Origin of the sequence: Marinobacter daqiaonensis (assembly GCF_900115285.1) — a bacterium.
GTDB lineage: Bacteria > Pseudomonadota > Gammaproteobacteria > Pseudomonadales > Oleiphilaceae > Marinobacter > Marinobacter daqiaonensis.
Genome location: NZ_FOYW01000002.1, coordinates 221,748 through 238,529, shown reverse-complemented (window position 1 = coordinate 238,529; position 16,782 = coordinate 221,748). Strand labels below are relative to the sequence as shown.

The 16,782-nt window shown below is 60.5% G+C and carries 12 protein-coding genes; 6 read left to right on the top strand and 6 right to left on the bottom strand.

What is annotated here, in order from left to right:
• Positions 1-42 precede the first annotated feature (42 nt).
• The 3 genes from BM346_RS13835 (at position 43) to BM346_RS13825 (ending at position 2,111) form a co-directional block, all read left to right on the top strand.
• Positions 43-1,266 carry a pyridoxal phosphate-dependent aminotransferase gene (locus BM346_RS13835; RefSeq protein WP_092015034.1) on the top strand — a complete coding sequence of 408 codons (1,224 nt, stop codon included), beginning with the start codon at positions 43-45 and terminating at the stop codon, positions 1,264-1,266.
• A 13-nt stretch (positions 1,267-1,279) separates the two neighbouring features.
• Complete coding sequence (locus BM346_RS13830) at positions 1,280-1,471, top strand: CPXCG motif-containing cysteine-rich protein (protein ID WP_092014293.1); 192 nt, start codon at positions 1,280-1,282, stop codon at positions 1,469-1,471.
• Positions 1,472-1,553: 82 nt separating this feature from the next.
• The gene (locus tag BM346_RS13825) at positions 1,554-2,111 is read left to right on the top strand and encodes a DUF1439 domain-containing protein (RefSeq protein ID WP_092014290.1); all 558 of its coding nucleotides are present in this window, start codon (positions 1,554-1,556) and stop codon (positions 2,109-2,111) included.
• Positions 2,112-2,327: 216 nt separating this feature from the next.
• Here the strand turns inward: BM346_RS13825 and BM346_RS13820 are convergent, their stop codons facing one another.
• The 4 genes from BM346_RS13820 to BM346_RS13805 form a co-directional block, all read right to left on the bottom strand.
• Entirely contained in the window at positions 2,328-2,993 is a 666-nt protein-coding gene (locus BM346_RS13820) for a response regulator (RefSeq protein ID WP_092014286.1), read from the bottom strand.
• A gap of 122 nt (positions 2,994-3,115) precedes the next feature.
• Entirely contained in the window at positions 3,116-5,062 is a 1,947-nt protein-coding gene (acs, locus tag BM346_RS13815; protein ID WP_092014283.1) for an acetate--CoA ligase, read from the bottom strand.
• A gap of 280 nt (positions 5,063-5,342) precedes the next feature.
• Complete coding sequence (locus BM346_RS13810; RefSeq protein ID WP_092014280.1) at positions 5,343-6,887, bottom strand: fatty acyl-CoA reductase; 1,545 nt, start codon at positions 6,885-6,887, stop codon at positions 5,343-5,345.
• 320 nt (positions 6,888-7,207) lie between these two features.
• Positions 7,208-8,464 carry a MinD/ParA family ATP-binding protein gene (locus BM346_RS13805; protein ID WP_092014278.1) on the bottom strand — a complete coding sequence of 419 codons (1,257 nt, stop codon included), beginning with the start codon at positions 8,462-8,464 and terminating at the stop codon, positions 7,208-7,210.
• Positions 8,465-8,659: 195 nt separating this feature from the next.
• Here BM346_RS13805 and BM346_RS13800 point away from each other — a divergent pair, with 195 nt between their 5' ends.
• Both BM346_RS13800 and BM346_RS13795 read left to right on the top strand, forming a co-directional pair.
• A complete protein-coding gene (locus BM346_RS13800; RefSeq protein WP_092014276.1) occupies positions 8,660-10,204 on the top strand; it encodes an HDOD domain-containing protein in 1,545 nt (514 codons plus the stop codon).
• A gap of 63 nt (positions 10,205-10,267) precedes the next feature.
• Positions 10,268-12,433 (top strand): EAL domain-containing response regulator, encoded by a 2,166-nt coding sequence (locus BM346_RS13795; protein ID WP_092014273.1) that lies wholly within the window; start codon positions 10,268-10,270, stop codon positions 12,431-12,433.
• Positions 12,434-12,507: 74 nt separating this feature from the next.
• Here the strand turns inward: BM346_RS13795 and murI are convergent, their stop codons facing one another.
• Positions 12,508-13,338, bottom strand: a complete 831-nt coding sequence (gene murI / locus BM346_RS13790) for a glutamate racemase (protein WP_227663003.1) — start codon at positions 13,336-13,338, stop codon at positions 12,508-12,510.
• Entirely contained in the window at positions 13,335-14,141 is an 807-nt protein-coding gene (gene nudC / locus BM346_RS13785; RefSeq protein ID WP_092015031.1) for an NAD(+) diphosphatase, read from the bottom strand. Before nudC ends, murI begins: the two co-directional genes overlap by 4 nt.
• 175 nt (positions 14,142-14,316) lie before the next feature.
• Here nudC and plsB point away from each other — a divergent pair, with 175 nt between their 5' ends.
• Entirely contained in the window at positions 14,317-16,782 is a 2,466-nt protein-coding gene (plsB, locus tag BM346_RS13780; RefSeq protein WP_092014267.1) for a glycerol-3-phosphate 1-O-acyltransferase PlsB, read from the top strand.

The following is a 16,782-nucleotide window of genomic DNA, read 5'->3' as shown; positions in this document are numbered from 1 at the left end:
GAACGATTTATTGGTTGCTATCTATCGGGATTAGAGGTGGTTATGGCAGAGGCTGAAAAAGATACCGGGCAAACAGAGCCGCGCAAGGTGAAATACCGTAAGGCAAAGGCCAGCTGGAATCCGGCCATGCAGGCCATCCCGGTTCCGGGTATCCGGCGCATGGTGAACATGGCCTCCACCATGAAGGACGTGATTCACCTGTCCATCGGTCAGCCGGACCTGCCAACGCCCAAGCACATCATTGACGCCTACGTGGATGCACTGAATGCCGGCCAGACCGGCTACACCATGGATGCCGGGCTGCCCGAGCTTCTGGTAGCGCTGCGGGACTATTACAGCAATCGGTACAACCGCAAGCTGACCCGGGAAAACATCCTCGTCACCAACGGCGCCACCGAGGCCATGTACCTGGCGATTACCTCCACCGCCCAACCGGGCCGCCAGTTCATTATTACCGACCCCACCTTTCTGCTCTATGCGCCCCTGATCCGGATGAACGGTGGCGAGGTGAAATACATACCCACGCGGCCGGAAAACGACCATCAGCTGGACCCCGACGAGGTGATCCGGGCCATGGGTTCGCGGACCTACGCGATCATCCTGAACTCCCCGAACAACCCGACCGGAGCGGTGTACCCCCGGTCCACCATCGAGACGATCGTGGAGGAGTGCGCCTATAGGGGCATCCAGATATACAGCGACGAGGTCTACGACCACCTGATCTTCGATGACGACGACTATGCCAGTGTCCTGAACTGCTCGGTGGATCTGGATAACATCATGTGCATCAGCAGTTTTTCCAAGACCTTCAGCATGGCGGGCCTGCGGGTCGGCTGGGTTATCTCCAGCCAGGCCACCATTAAGAGGCTACGCCGGTATCACATGTTCACGACATCGGTGGCCAATACCCCGTCCCAGTATGCCGGAGTGGCTGCCCTCACCGGCGATATGCAGTGCGTGACAGACATGGTGGGTATTTACCGGGAGCGGCGTGACAAGATCGTCGAACTGATCGACCGGACACCCCACCTGAGCGGGTACAAGCCCGGAGGGGCGTTCTTTGCCTTCCCTGCCCTGCCTCTTCACGTGGATGGTTCCGACCTGGCCCTGCGAATGCTGAAGGAAACCGGCGTTTGCACTGTGCCTGGCGATGCCTTCGGGGAACATACCCAGAATGCCTTGCGCCTGAGTTTTTCCACTACCTGTGAAAAGCTGGAAGAGGCATTCGACCGGATAATTCCCTGGATGGCCAAGCAGAAGTTCTGAGGGGCCGGCTCCAATGTCAGTCCTTGAACCGGCCAGCATTCAGTGTCCGTACTGCTGGGAACCCCTGGAGATCAGCGTGGACCCCAGCGTGCGCGAGCAGCAGTACGTGGAAGACTGCCAGGTCTGCTGCCAGCCCATCGTAATCCACGCCTGGTTTGACGAATCCGGCGAACTGACTGTGGAAGCAGAGGCCGAGAATGAATAACCGGTAACCTCCGCGCTTCGACCTTGCCTGTCGCAACGGGCTCAGTCACCATGGCAGCCTGACATTCCTGAGGGGGAAGACCATGATACTTCGGTCCGTGTTCGTCTTGTTTGCTACTGCACTGGTGTTGTCCGGCTGTGCCGGTTTCTCCACCTATTCCATCAGTGAAGCCACCCTGGAACGTCATCTCCAGGATACCGTGTCAGACTTCGACCGACGGCAGCTTCAGGCCGGCTCGCCATTGAGCCTCTCTTTGGGCAATGCGGATATCACCCTGGGACCGGATGGCCGCGACGTAGCCGTCATTGACCTGTCCGGCCAGGTTGCCCTGAACGCCCTGATGGCCAAGGTACCCGTGAATATCGACCTGAAAGTGGAAGGTGCCCCGGTCTACGACAGCCAGGAAAAGGCCATCTACCTCCGCCGGTTGAAGCTGCTGGAAAGCAACGTCGACGTGCCCTTCATGGGGGGGACGGACCTGAAGCCGGTAACGGATCAGGTAATGCGGGTAGTCGCCCAGATGCTGGAAACCATGCCCATCTACCGCCTGGACGAAACCAGCCTCGGCCAGCGAATCCTGGGCATGTCCGACATGGACATCCGGGTGGCGCCGGGACGCTTGGAATTCGTGAAGCGGTAAAGATTGTTTAGCCGCGGAAACCGCGGAAGAAAAGAAAAACGAATATTAGCCACGGAATCCACGGAAGAACACGGAAAAATAACAAAGACTTTTTTGGCCATGGACAAACACGGACGAAAAAGAGATGTTCCTTTTTTTTTTATCTTTTCTTTCCGTGTTCTTCCGGGGCTAATCCCTGTCTTTTCCGCGTCCTTCCGCGGGTTCCGTGGCTAAAAATCAGTTCCCGGAAAGAGAGGTGTCCGAGGGATCGAGTTCCATCTGCTGGATGGCGATCACTGCCTGGGTGCGGTTGCGGACGCCGAGCTTTCGGAACACCGCGGTGATATGTGCCTTGATGGTGGCTTCGGAGACGTCCAGATCGTAGGCGATCTGCTTGTTCAGCATCCCTTCCGCAAGCATACCCAGCACCCGGAACTGTTGTGGGGTCAGGGACGCCAGCCTGTCGGAGAAATCGGTATTCTCCGCCTGCATCCGTTCCAGCTTTTCCGCCACGCCTTCCGGTAGCCACATATCGCCTTCCAGGACAGCCTGGATAGCATCGGTGATTTCCGGCAGGGGCGCCGATTTGGGTATGAAACCGGAGGCACCATAGTCGATGGAGCGGCGCATCACCTGGAGGTCCTCCGATCCGGACACCATCACAACCGGCAGCCCCGGGTACTGTCCCCGCAGGAACACCAGCCCGGAAAAGCCATGGGCTCCGGGCATGTTCAGATCCAGCAGTATCAGGTCCGCGTCCGGCTTGCGCTCCACCGCCGCCTGCAGGGCCTTGATGCTCTCAACCTCCGCCACCTCTGCCTCTGGAACTGCCTGGCTGACAGCCTGACGCAGGGCGGCGCGGAACAGCGGGTGGTCATCCGCGATGATAATGTGTTGAGCCATCAACAAACGTCCTCTCGTAAACCTGTGATCAGGCATCCCCACGGACCCCGACCCAAAAACAACAATGCCCGCGGGAACGGGCATCCCTGCGGGCATTGTCTTCCGTCGTTAAGTACGGAAGTCTACTTGAAAGCGCGTTGGCTGATAAGCTCATCCACCACGCCCGGATCTGCCAGAGTGGAGGTGTCGCCGAGCTGATCGTGCTCATTGGCGGCAATCTTGCGCAGAATGCGCCGCATGATCTTGCCGGAACGGGTCTTGGGCAGGCCCGGCGCCCACTGAATAACGTCTGGGGACGCTATGGGGCCGATCTCCTTGCGGACCCACTGCACCAGTTCCTTACGCAGCTCCTCGGTCGGCTCGACACCCTGAACCAGGGTAACGTAGACGTAGATGCCCTGGCCCTTGATGTCATGGGGATAACCCACGACGGCGGCTTCCGCCACCTTGTCGTGGGCCACGAGGGCACTTTCGACCTCGGCCGTACCGAGGCGATGCCCGGAAACGTTCAGGACATCGTCCACGCGACCGGTGATCCAGTAGTAGCCGTCTTCGTCACGGCGGGCGCCGTCGCCAGTGAAGTACATACCCGGATAGGTGCTGAAATAGGTTTGCTTGAACCGTTCATGGTCGCCGTAAATGGTACGCATCTGGCCAGGCCAGCTGTCGAGGATGACCAGGTTGCCCTCGGTCTTGCCCTCCAGTACCTTGCCCTCGTTGTCCACCAGCGCGGGCCGGACGCCGAAGAAAGGCAGCGTTGCCGAGCCCGGCTTCAGATCCACGGCACCGGGAAGGGGCGAAATCAGAATACCCCCGGTCTCGGTCTGCCACCATGTATCAACGATCGGGCATTGGCCGTTACCGATCACCTCGTGGTACCACTCCCAGGCCTCGGGGTTGATGGGCTCACCCACCGATCCCAGCAGATGCAGGCTTTCCCGGCTGGTGCCGTCCATGCAGGACTTACCCTCGGCCATCAGTGCGCGGATCGCGGTTGGCGCAGTGTAAAGTACATTTACCTTGTGCTTGTCCACCACCTGCCCCATGCGTGAGCTGTCCGGATAGTTGGGGACACCTTCGAACAGTACGGTGATGGCGCCATTGGCGAGCGGACCGTAGAGGATATAGCTGTGCCCGGTCACCCAGCCGAAGTCGGCAGTACACCAGTAGACGTCGCCCTCCTGATAGTCGAAAACGTATTCGTGGGTCATCGATACGTAAGTCAGGTACCCACCGGTGGTATGCAGCACGCCCTTGGGTGCCCCGGTCGAGCCGGAGGTGTAGAGCATGAACAGCGGGTCTTCGGCGTTCATGGATTCCGCCGGGCACTCGGCGGAGGCATCTTTCATCAAATCCTCGTAGCGGACATCGCGGCTTGGATCCCATGGCACGTCGGCACCCGTCCGGGATACCACCACCACGCTCTCCACCTCGGGCACGGACTGGCCCTTGAGGGCGGCATCCACATTTTTCTTGAGGGGGATCTTGCGGCCACCGCGAACACCTTCATCAGCGGTGATCACGAAACGGGACTTACCGTTCTCGATCCGTGCGCCGAGAGCTTCCGGCGAAAAGCCCCCGAATACCACCGAATGAATGGCCCCGATGCGGGCGCAGGCCAGCATGGCCACGGCGGTTTCCACGATCATGGGCATGTAGATGGTCACCACATCCCCTTTCTTCACGCCCAGTGTCTTGAGGGAATTGGCGAACTTGGATGTTTCCGCGTGGAGCTCACGGTAGGTGACGTTGCGGGAGTTGGCCGGGTCGTCCCCTTCGAAAATGATGGCGGTCTGGTCGCCGCGCTTCTCCAGGTGGCGATCAAGGCAGTTGGCGGCAGCATTGAGTTCACCGTCTTCAAACCATTTGATCGACAGGTTGTCGTAGTCGTAGGTGCTATTCTTGACCCTTGAGTAGGGCTTGATCCAGTCGAGTCGCTTACCGTGCTCGCCCCAGAAGGTATCCGGGTCATCAATCGACTGCTGGTACATCTTCTGGTATTGCTCCCGCGACACCAGCGCGCGCTTCGCAAAGTGCTCAGGCACCGGGTACAGATTCTTGTCAGTCATTTTTCCCCCTATTTTCCGAGTCTGTTACTGAGTTGTGAAAATTGTTGGAACAGAACTTTTATGCCCGCCGCAACGAACCAAGGGTTGCGGTGGCTGGCGGAGAGGCTCGGGTCGCGAATGCCTGTCGGGAAAACGTTACGGCCCCTCCGGTGAGCGGATTGCCCTATCTCACCATGTAAGACCTGGCCATTGAATTAGACCAACGTACTACCAACAGGATAGACCTGCCCGGGGGTCCTGCAAAGGACAACACCCGGACGCGGGTCCTGGGGGGATGGACTCAGGCTGCCACGGCAGACTTGCGCTGACGACGGTTACGCAGGCTGTATACCCGGCGCTCGGCCATGGCGTAACGGTTCAGACCGCCCAAGTGGGTCTTACGGAGATAGGTTTCCCACCCGATACGGCGCGGGTCAACGGAGAAGTTCTCCCGGTCCTCGTCACCCATGCGCTCGGCCAGGGCCATGAGCCGCTCATTATGGAACACATAATCAGGCGCAGTGTAGAAACCGAATATGGTGGCCAGAGCCCGAGTGGTGTCCAGATTCCTGAGCAACTTCAGTTCCCGGTTATGGCCGGTCATCTTCATTGCCCTGCTGGCGAGGGACAGGGGTGCCCGGAAGCCCGTCACCGCCGCATCGAACAGCGTACGGTTGACCGCGATGAAAGGCTTGCTGGGCTGTCGGGCGAACAGTTTGTCATAAGCCTCATGGTTTTCCCTGGCCTCGGCCATCACGTGGTCAATGAACTCACCCAGTGACACCGGATTCATGGAACCACTGCAGCACTGGTAGATGCGGTGATCCGGCTCCGCCATCACCGCCTCTGCCCCGGCCAGAATGATACTGTTGGCCACCAGATCGACGGGGATTACATCAACGATCCCCTCCCGTCTGCCCGGGAAGAGGGTCACTTTCTCCCGTGCATAGGCCAGGATGATGGCATCGGCCACCTTGACCCCCTCGATCCAGCCGGGCATCGGCTCCTTAAGTGCACTCTCGATGATGGAAGGGCGAACGATGGTCAGGCTCTGCCCTGACAGGGCTTCCATCAGTCGTTGCTCGCCCAGCCACTTGGTGAAGGTGTAGGTGTCGCTCCAGCCATAATGGTTGGCTTCGCGGATGCCGAGCTCCACCAGTTTTTTTTCCAGCTGCTTGCCGGAGTAACGTGACCGGACATCAGTGATCTTGTCGTGCAGCAGCCTGACCAGGGACCCGGTTTCGTAATAGCCCTTATCGCTGCGGGGTATGTCGGCCCCGGCGGGCTTGATCACGGTTTCGGCAATGTCGCCGCTGTTGATGCCATTGACGTAACAGGTGGAGACCTGAACCACGGGAATACCATCACCGTCGCGGGCAAAATCAGCGACGTTGTCGAGGCACAGGGTGTTTATGGTCAGAGCCTTGTCCAGCTCCTCCCGGAAATTGACGCTTGCGGCGGAGTTGATCACCAGATCAATGCGTGACGTCAGCCTTTCGTACTCTGCCTGGGACAGGCCGAAACGGGGACGCGTCAATTCGCCCTTGATGCAGTGCACCCGGTCTTCGAGGAAGGCTTCGAAAGCTTCCTGGTCCTCACTGCGAAGCCGCTCGAAGACACTCGAACTGGCAATCTCGCTGTAGAACCGCTCGCGGGCGTCGGGATGGCGGGCATTCCCACGTACCAGCAGGTAGAGACCGCCCACCTCTGGCAGGCCACGGATAATTTTCTCAAGGACGGCCTTACCCAGAAAGCCGGTGGTACCGGTAATCAGGATGTGCTTGCCCTTGAGCGAACGAAAGACGGTGGACCCGGTATCGTCGGTTGCGGTAAACAGCTCGCTCATATTGTCTGAACTCCTTCTCGTTAGTATGAAGACCCGGAACGGGGGGTAGCGCCCGGGCCCCTGTCAGGCTTCCCTGTGATGATGGTTAACCCGGCATTCCTTGAACCTGTGCCGGCTCGCCGGGAAAGCATCGGCTTTGCCATGCCCTGACCACTGATGTTGATGGTCTGGATCGCGCCACGGCGCTGTCCGGAACCTCGGCAGAATGCGTTTGCAGATTCCGGGCCAGGCCCAACTGTCCAGGGCAGCAGGTTGCGGTCAGTCTTGCATGGCTACCATGACAATATAAAGACAAATCGCCAGAAAAAAATGCCTATTTTTTATTCGTAATTTCGTTGATAAGCGGTAAGAAAACCGTCTACGCGGATGGTGTCCGGCTGGGATTTGAGTCGTGTCAGCAGGTCCTGTTGCGGGCCGAAGTCTGCCTCGTCATAGCCGCTTTTGCTATCCGTTTCAGGTGGCCCCATTACCATGGCCATGCTCGACAGAAGTGCAGAGGCGCCATTCAGTGCCTCCTTATGAAGCAGGTGATCGTCCGGATGCCGGTCAAGCAGCCTGCCCAGTTCCAGAAACAGTGCCCGGCAGGAAGCCAGGGGCCGATCGTCACTTTCGGCCGGAGCCGATAATGCCACCTCCGGCTTACCTGCCTCCCCTTGCCCGGACACACCCGGACTCAAGGCATGCTCCGCCCCGGACCGATGATCATCGGCACCGGACACCTGGCCACGCCTTTTGCGATGCTGCCAGTAGGCAGCGAGGCCGGCCTTGCGCCGGGGCAGTCTGGATAACTGAAGGGAGAGCTGCTCGGCAAGAGTCATGAACTGCCGGCAGGAGGGATCGGATTCCGCGAGCATGGCCACTGGCCGCTGTAGCTCAACAGACTGGCGAATGGATTCGTCACGCCAGATTGCGCCAACATAGCTGGTCTCCATATCCAGATGGCGGCGCACCGCACCGGAAAAACGGCGGTACACCGCCTGCGCCTGGCTGGAGCCGGCAGCCATATTCACCACCACACCGGGGCTGCGGCGATAACCGCGGCGCTGCAGCACCCGCAGGAGTGAAAAGGCGTCTGTGAGGGAAGCGGGGTCGGGAGTGATGACCACGCAGGCCAGGGCAGCCAGAGCGATCATATGCAGTGCGGTCGATTGCAGGCCTGAGGCCGTATCAATGATGATAAGGTCGTAGGATCTTTCTATGGCGGCAAGTTCCAGGAGAATCGCCCTGGCATCGTCGGGGTCCAAATCCATGCACCGCTCGACACCGGAAGCCCCGGGAATAACATGGAGGCCGTATGGCGCCTCCATGATGACATCCCGGAACTGGCACTCTCCCGTCACCGCCTGCTCAAGGGTCCGGGAGGGATACTGCCCGAGAACAATGCTGACGTTGGCGAGATCCGTGTCCGCATCCAGCAGCAAAACCCTGCGCCCCCGCCGGGCCATGGTCAGGGCCACGTTGACACAGACGGAAGTCTTGCCCACGCCCCCCTTGCCGCCGGTAAAAGCGACAATATCCGGCAGCTCGTCCTGAAGCCGGGAACCTGCGGCGTGATCCTGAAACTCCTTGACCTGCATGACCGGACAACAATCCTTTTACCGACGGCAAACTGCACGAAATTCAGGGATGATGATAGCGCTATTGCCCGCCGCTGGGAAACGTTCGGCACATTGTTTAATTTATCGACAGAAAGTGCTTGATATGTCACTTTTATTGTCTATCCTAACTCTCTGACATGTAACATTACTTTACATAGACTTTCAAAAAACTACATGACAACGTCCGCCGCCAGTGACCAGCTACCCACACTTCCCGAGGTTCACCTCCGGGCTCTGGACGCCTGCCGTCGTCACGACAGTTACCGCCAGGTGGCCCGGATCATTCACCAGGACACCTCTCTCACCGGCTGTGTACTGGCCCTGGCAAATGCCGCTGGCTTCCATCACCAGGGAGCCGCTACCCACCTGGAGCAGGCTCTGCTGCGTCTGGGGACAGAGCGCCTGGAAAAGGTGATTCTCACGGGTGCCCTGCAGCAGCTCTTGCTCCAGCTCGGGGAGGGTCACTGGAGACAGCTCAACGGTTTCTGGCGAGACGCCCTCAGCGTTGCCCTTATGGCCCGCGCGCTCGCACGGCTGACCAGATACCCTGAACCTGATACCGCCTTTCTGGCGGGCATGCTCCACAACGCGGGCAAACTGCTTTTATTGCGACGGGAACTGGAGCGCCCCCAGCAGGAGGCGAAGCCACCCTACCCCCAGCTCAGCGCCACCCTTGCCGAGCACTGGGGCCTGGGCAGCGACCTTTCGGAGGCGCTGGCGCGGCAGCTCGACGACAGCGCCCGGCTTGCCGGAGCGGATCACCTGATTCGCATCTCGGCGGTTTCGGTGCACCTTGTTACCCGCGAGGGTCATGGCCTGACCATGGCCCGTGAGCTGTTCGGACTGGAAGAGGAACTGAGCGCTGAGATACTGCGCCGGATAAGGCTGGAAACGACCGATCTGGCCGAGGAGATGGATATCGCGCCTGCGGCGATCTACAACGGTGATGCGGGTACGCGAAAGCTAACTGTCGCCGTCGTGCGGGAGATTCTGGCCCGGGACCTGCATCCCCCTGTCACGGCAGGGCTGTCTGACGAGGTGGTACGGCGGCAGATTCACGAAATCAACAACCCTCTTACGGTGGTAAGGCAATACCTATTCCGGCTTCGGGCACGACTCAGGGAGGGCGGCGATGACGATGATATCGATGTCATCGAGGAAGAGTTGGGGCGCGCCAGTGAATTGCTGGCTGAACTGGGACGCTCCGGGACAGAAAACCCGTACCCGGGCAGGGACCCCGGTCGCAGGGCAATCCTCAATTACGAGGTGACCGCCCTGGGCGAACTGCTGGATGAGGGGCTGTTCGCCGAACAGCAAGCCACCTGCGCCCTGGAACTGTGCGAGGAAGACACGGCTGTCCGGGTTCCGGCGGCCCAGGTTCGCCAGGTGGTGCTCAACCTGCTGCGCAATGCGGCAGAAAGCCGACCGGAGGGCGGGGTTCACATCGACGTACAGACCGCAGCTCCGGTATGGCAAGACGGGGAGCAGTGGGTGGAGCTGGTCATCCGGGATGATGGACCGGGACTGCCGGCCGCCGTCATGGCGCGCCTGTTTGAACCGGCCAGCTCCGGCAAGGGCGAGGGTCACAGCGGCCTCGGCCTGAGTATAGTCAAGCAGTTAATGGATGACATGGAGGCCATCATCAGTTGCCAGAGCACTCACTCCGGAACCCGGTTCCGGTTATTGTTTCCGGCAGATAAAAAAAACGAAGACCGGTAACGGTGCAGCTCCCATCGGGAGGCTGTATGCAGGAGGCCGGTGTTGGGCAACAGGTAGCGGGCGATGATCCAGGCATACACATCGGAACAGTTCCCGAGCCATCAGCGCATCCTGGTGGCAGATGACAATCCAAGGCTACTGGAAAGCCTCTCCGCCCTCCTGCGCCAGCAGGGCTACGAGACGTCGACCGCTGCCGATGGCAACGAAGCCTGCCGCCTGCTAAGGGAGCAGGACTTCACTCTCGCCATGCTGGACCTGAACATGCCTGGCCGTGATGGCTTCCAGGTGATGGACCTGGCCAGTCGCCTGCAACCGGACTGCGCCCTGATCGTGGTCAGCGGCGAAACCTCGTTCCGATCCGTCAGCCGGGCCCTGCGTCGGGGAGCCGCTGATTACATCCGCAAGCCCTTCGATCCCGACGAGGTGCTGGCAACCCTTGCTAATGTGCTGGGCAAGCAGTCGCTGTTGCGGGCCCATGAAGACATTCAGCGTCAGCTTCAGAAGTCTGAATCCCTGCACCGGTATATCGTCAACAACTCGCCGGACATCGTTTTCATGCTCGACGGTCAGGGCCGTTTCTGTTTCCTCAACAGCAAGGTGACCAATCTGCTCGGCCATGACCCGGCTGAACTGATCGGCCAGCACTTTCGATACCTGCTCAATGACGAGGAGGCCTCTCGCGGTACGGAAGCCCTCAAGGATCCCGACATCAGCGCCGACCGCCCGGTGACCTTTGAGGTCAGCCTGCGCACCAAGGGAACACTGAAAGCCACCCGACACTTCGAGATCACCGCTTTCCCCGTCGATCAGGCAGCCTGGCATGAATCCGGTGGCCCGGACGAACGCTACCTCAGCCGGCATGCCCACTATTATGGTATTGCCCGGGATATTACCGAGCGTAAGGAAGCCGAGGCCTTTATCAGCTTCCAGGCCTACCATGACCTGCTGACCCGACTCCCCAACCGGGCGCTGTTCAGGGACCGGCTGAACGTTGCCATGAGCCAGGCCCGGCGCAATCAGCACAAACTGGCGGTGATGTTCCTGGACCTGGACCGCTTCAAGATTATCAACGACACCCTGGGTCACGCCATGGGAGACCGGTTGCTGCAGGCGGTCACGCAACGTTTGGAGAAATGCCTGCGCAAAGGGGATACCCTGTCCCGCTTCGGTGGCGACGAGTTCACCCTGCTACTGCCGGCGGTGCCGGGCCGGGAAGAGGCCGCCGCCATCGCCGACAAGCTCATCGACACCCTCAAGGCGCCTTTCAGGCTGGAGAACCAGGAAATCTTCATCGGTGTCAGCATCGGCATCGCCATCTTCCCCGATGCGGGCCAGCACCTGGAGCAGCTGATTCGCAACGCGGACCTGGCCATGTACCAGGTAAAGTCCCGTGGCAAGGACGGCTACTGCTTCTTCGACAGCAGCATGACCGTGGACACCAGCAATCGCCTCGGTCTCGAACGCGACCTGCGCCGTGCCCTGGCCTGTGATGAGCTCGAGGTACATTATCAGCCCCAGATATGCCTTCGCAGCGGCCGCATGACCAGTGTCGAGGCCCTGGTTCGCTGGCGGCATCCGGAACGGGGCCTGCTGCTGCCGGGTGAGTTTCTGCCCCTCGCGTCCGAGACCAACCTGATGGCGGACATCAGCGACAAAGTGCTGACCACGGCCTGCCGGGAAGTGGGCCGATGGATTGCTGCGGGGCATCGGGACCTGAGACTGGCGGTCAACCTTTCACCCGCTCAGGTGGAGCACCCCGAGTTCGTCGAACGTCTTGTCGCACAACTGCGACTTCTCCATTTTCCCGCCCGTAACCTCGAGATCGAGATCACCGAAAATGTGATCATGAATGACCTGGCCCAGGTCAGCCAGACACTTCGGGAACTGGCCCGTCACGGAGTGAAGATCGCCGTGGACGACTTCGGAACGGGCTACTCCTCACTCAACTATCTTCATCACCTGCCCATTCATATTCTCAAGGTGGACCGCTCCTTTGTTCAGGGCGTTCGTGCCGGCAACGACGGCGCGTGCATCGTCAATGCCATCGTCGCCATGGCCCATGGTCTCAAACTTGAGATTGTGGCGGAGGGTGTCGAAAACCAGGACCAGCTGGACTACCTGTCGGAAATCGGCTGTCAACGTGTGCAGGGGTTCTTCTGTGGTCGCCCCCAGTCCGGGGCCGATATCGGGGCGCTTCTCGACCAGCCCCCCATCCATCTGGCAGTCTGATCACCTAGTGTCTCGTCCGGGTACTGACCTGCTGCTTGCTCTCAAGGCTTTCAGGGGCTCAGCAGGTCAGCGAATTACCCGGACGGGACACTAGTCCGGCGAAAGCCCTGGGAGGCAAGAAACCGGTCAATCTCCCCACCGACCGGCCCCGAGAACCGGCAGCCGTGCCCCGTTGCCTCATCTCCGGCGAGTTCGTGGTGGTCGAACCCGGCCTGCTGCAGCAGTGAGAGGGTGCGCCGGGCTATTGCCTCGCCGGAGTCCACCCAGAACAGGACGTCCGGTAACAGCCGGCGAAGTACAGGAGTGATCAACGGGTAGTGAGTGCACCCCAGAACAACGGTATCCACACCCGCGTCCCTGAAGGGCCTGAGGGCAATGGCCAGCGCCGGTTCCGGGAGGGGCCTCCCTCTGGCCCACTGTTCGATCCAGGTCACCAGTTCCGGATGGCCTATCCGCTCAATAACGCAGTCGCTGGCGAAGTCGGCGATCAGGGTTTCGAGGTAGGGCCGGCGAACCGTCGCGGGGGTCGCCAATAGGCCGATACGGCGATTGCCAGACTGTGCCGCCGCCGGCTTTATCGCCGGCACCACCCCCACCACCGGCACTGGCACCGCCGCTCTCAGGTCAGGCAGTGCGACGGTACTGGCCGTGTTGCAGGCAACCACCACCACGTCGTAGGACTGCCTGGCCAGCTGCTCTCGCACCAGCCCGATCGTTCTCTCGATCACCGTGGTTTCCGGCTGGTTTCCATAGGGAAAGCCGGCATTGTCTGCAAGGTGGGTAAGCCGTGCGCCCGGAATCTGCCTGTGTATGCAGCCGGCGATGCTCAGCCCGCCGATACCCGAATCAAACACGAGTATCTCCGGCGCTCGCCCCCTGCCCTCCTCGGCAGACCTGTGACTCAAGCCTTCAGCTCCGCCTTGACCCTGGCTATCAGCCGGCCGGCAATGGTGGTTTCCGGGGGTATCGGTGGATGGTCGTCCGCACTGAACCAGTCCGCTTCAGCCAGCTCGTCCTCCTGGAGCACCAGCTCACCGGATTCATAGTCCGCGAAGAATCCCAGCATCAGCTGGTGGGGAAAAGGCCAGGGCTGGGAGGTCCAGTAGCGGACGTTGCCGACCCGCAGCCCGGTTTCCTCCATGACTTCCCGGGCCACCGCTTCCTCGGCACTTTCGCCGGGCTCGACGAAGCCGGCGATAAGGCTGAAGAAATAACTTCTTGCCCGGCTTGAGCGGGCGAGCAGAAATCTTTCTCCGCGGCGGATAATGACGATCACGCAGGGGGCCAGCCGGGGGTAGAAGGGAATGCCGCAGGGCTCGCACCAGCGGGCACGCTCATCCGGATGAAAGCCGGTTTCCTGACCGCAGCGGCCGCAGAAGCGATGATCGATGAACCATTGCTGTACCTGGGCGGCGGTACCCAGTATCGCTGCCGGCGCATCGGGCGTGTTGAGCAGGGCTTCACGCAGGTGCACGGGAGAGCTCCGGTAGAGCAGCATGCCGGGATCGAGAGACGCGACATAGACCCGGCGACTGTTGAATTCGCCCACATGGACAGGTTCGGAGCCATCTACAAGAGCGCCCTCGGCGCTGCCCCATCGGTGAAACCAGTCATCGTCCGGCCGCCAGATCTCCTGGCCATTCAGTGCGATCAGAAGGTCGTCGGCCTGAGGCACTTTGCGGGTCCAGCCTGCGTTCCAGTTTTCCATGCTCTTCCCCACGTCGTGATAAAGGCAGAAATGTACCATACCCTGGGAACCGACGAGTATAAGGGAGTCGCCATCGCTGCGCGGACGAGTGGCAGGACGGCAACTCAATGCATTAGCCAGACAGCATTGTAAGCAGTAAACTTGTGCCCCTCCCCGCCTGTCCGGAGTGTACTGAATGCGACTGATCCCGGCCCTACACGGCGCCCTGACAACGCTGCTGCGAAAGATTCTCTACCTTTGGGTACGCACCGATGTGATCGGCGCCAGCGAAAAGGAACTCGGCCTGGATCCCGGCAAGCCGGTCTGCTATGTCATGCAGTACAGCTCCCTGTCGGCAAGACTGGTGCTGGAACAGGAGGTGGCCCGCGCAGGCCTGCCGTCCGCCCGGGCCCCCATGGCAATCCACGAAGGCCCGAAGCAGTCCTTCTGCTTTCTCTACCGACGCATCAGCAACCCCTTCAGTCCACGCAGGACGCCGGTCCTGACGCCTCAACTGGAACAGCTTGTCGCCCTGTCGGTGGAGGATCCCACACTCGATATCCAGCTGGTGCCGGTGTCCCTGTTCTGGGGTCGCTCCCCTGACAAGGAAAGATCCCTGCTGAAGCTGCTGCTTTCGGATACCTGGTCGGTGGCTGGCCGGTTTCAGAAGTTCCTGATCATCCTGCTCCACGGCCGCAGCACGTTTGTGCGTTTTGGTGAGCCGCTGTCACTGGCGGAAATCGTGCAGGAACACCGTAAAAGCCGCGCCCGTGCCAGCCGCAAGACCGCGCGCCTGCTGCGCACCCATTTCCGCAGGGTACGTCAGGCGGTGCTGGGCCCGGACCTGTCCCACCGCCGGACCCTGGTCGCTGACCTGATCCGCACGCCTGCGGTGCGGGACGCCATCCGGGAAACCGCCCGCAAGGAGGACCTGCCCCCTGACAAGGTCCGGGCGAAGGCCTACCGGTACGCCAACGAGATTGCCTCCAGCATGTCCATTGCCACCATCCGGATCCTGGAAGTGCTGCTGAGCTGGCTCTGGAACCGGATCTATAACGGTATCAAGATCAACAATATTCGCGAAGTGCAGGAAGTCGCCGAGAAAAACGCCGTGGTCTATGTGCCCTGCCACCGCTCCCACATCGACTACATGCTGCTGTCCTACGTGCTATACCGCAACGGCCTGATGCCGCCCCACATAGCGGCCGGCATCAACCTCAACATGCCGATGGTGGGGCCGATACTGCGCCGCGGCGGCGCCTTCTTCATGCGTCGCAGTTTCAAGGACAACCCCCTGTACGCCACCGTCTTCAATGAGTACCTGCATGTCATGTTCACCCGGGGCTATTCCGTGGAATACTTCGTGGAGGGCGGTCGCAGCCGCACCGGTCGCACCCTGCAGCCGCGCCCCGGGATGCTGTCCATGACAGTGCGCAGTTTCCTGCGGGATCACCAGAAACCGATCGTGCTGGTGCCGGTCTACATCGGCTATGAGAAAGTCATGGAGGGACGATCCTACCTGGGTGAACTCCGGGGCAAGAAAAAGAAACAGGAGAGCGTGGTGGGTCTGGCCAAGTCCGCCCGCAAGCTCCGTAGTTCCTTTGGCAAGGTATCGGTTAACTTCGGCACCGCGATTCCTCTGGCTGACGTGCTCGAGCAGGCCCGTCCGGGCTGGAAGATCGAAGCCGTCGGCCAAGATGCCCGCCCTCACTGGCTACCTGCGGCAGTGGACCGGCTGGCGGAGGAAGTGGCCACCGGCATCAATGCGGCAGCAGCGGTCAACCCCGTCACCATTGTCGCAACGGTACTGCTGGCCACCGAGCGTCTGGCCATGGATGAGCGCCAGCTGGCACGGATGATGGACGGCTATCTCGACCTGCTCAGAACGCATCCCTACGCAGACACCATCACCCTGCCCGAGGGCGACGGTCGCGAGTTCATCCACTACTGCGAGGGCATGGGCCTGGTGGGCCGCTATCCTCAGAAACTCGGCGATATCATTGCCCTTGACGGCACCAACGCCACCCTGATGACCTATTACAGGAACAATATCCAGCACCTGTTCGCCCTGCCTTCACTGATCGCCTGTCTGCTGGAGAACTGCACCTCCATGGCCCGGAGCAAGGTGGTCTTTCTCGCAGGCGCCATATACCCCTATCTGAAATCGGAACTCTTCCTGCGCTACAGCACTGACGGGGTGGACGCGGAGATCGACCGCTGGATCGACACGCTGGTCGAGAAAGGCATCCTGCGGATCGAGGGTGACCGGGTCATGGGAGCGGATGAGGGTACGGAGGCTCGTCTTCAGCTGCATACCCTGTCGCGCTTTATCATCCAGACCCTGGAGCGCTACTACATCGTCATCGCAACCCTTCGCAAGCATGGCCCCGGCATGCTCTCCGCCAGGGACCTGGAGGAAGAGAGCACGATGATGGCAGAACGGATGTCCATTCTTTTCGGCCTGAACGCGCCGGAATTTTTCGACAAGGCACTGTTCCGCAACTTCATTGGCAACCTTCAGAAGAATGAGGTGATCAGCCAGGATGAGACCGACCGGCTCAGTTACACCCGTGAGCTTGAGGATGTTGCCGAGGACGCCCGTCTGGTGCTGAACGTGGAAAAACGCCAGGCCATCGCCCAGGTGACCGGCGGAACGTCATAG

Bases quoted from the DNA above. Each gene is read 5' to 3' on its own strand.
- BM346_RS13835 (WP_092015034.1), top strand. From the start codon at position 43: ATGGCAGAGGCTGAAAAAGATACCGGGCAAACAGAGCCGCGCAAGGTG.
- BM346_RS13830 (WP_092014293.1), top strand. From the start codon at position 1,280: ATGTCAGTCCTTGAACCGGCCAGCATTCAGTGTCCGTACTGCTGGGAA.
- BM346_RS13825 (WP_092014290.1), top strand. From the start codon at position 1,554: ATGATACTTCGGTCCGTGTTCGTCTTGTTTGCTACTGCACTGGTGTTG.
- BM346_RS13820 (WP_092014286.1), bottom strand. From the start codon at position 2,993: ATGGCTCAACACATTATCATCGCGGATGACCACCCGCTGTTCCGCGCC.
- acs (WP_092014283.1), bottom strand. From the start codon at position 5,062: ATGACTGACAAGAATCTGTACCCGGTGCCTGAGCACTTTGCGAAGCGC.
- BM346_RS13810 (WP_092014280.1), bottom strand. From the start codon at position 6,887: ATGAGCGAGCTGTTTACCGCAACCGACGATACCGGGTCCACCGTCTTT.
- BM346_RS13805 (WP_092014278.1), bottom strand. From the start codon at position 8,464: ATGCAGGTCAAGGAGTTTCAGGATCACGCCGCAGGTTCCCGGCTTCAG.
- BM346_RS13800 (WP_092014276.1), top strand. From the start codon at position 8,660: ATGACAACGTCCGCCGCCAGTGACCAGCTACCCACACTTCCCGAGGTT.
- BM346_RS13795 (WP_092014273.1), top strand. From the start codon at position 10,268: ATGATCCAGGCATACACATCGGAACAGTTCCCGAGCCATCAGCGCATC.
- nudC (WP_092015031.1), bottom strand. From the start codon at position 14,141: ATGGAAAACTGGAACGCAGGCTGGACCCGCAAAGTGCCTCAGGCCGAC.
- plsB (WP_092014267.1), top strand. From the start codon at position 14,317: ATGCGACTGATCCCGGCCCTACACGGCGCCCTGACAACGCTGCTGCGA.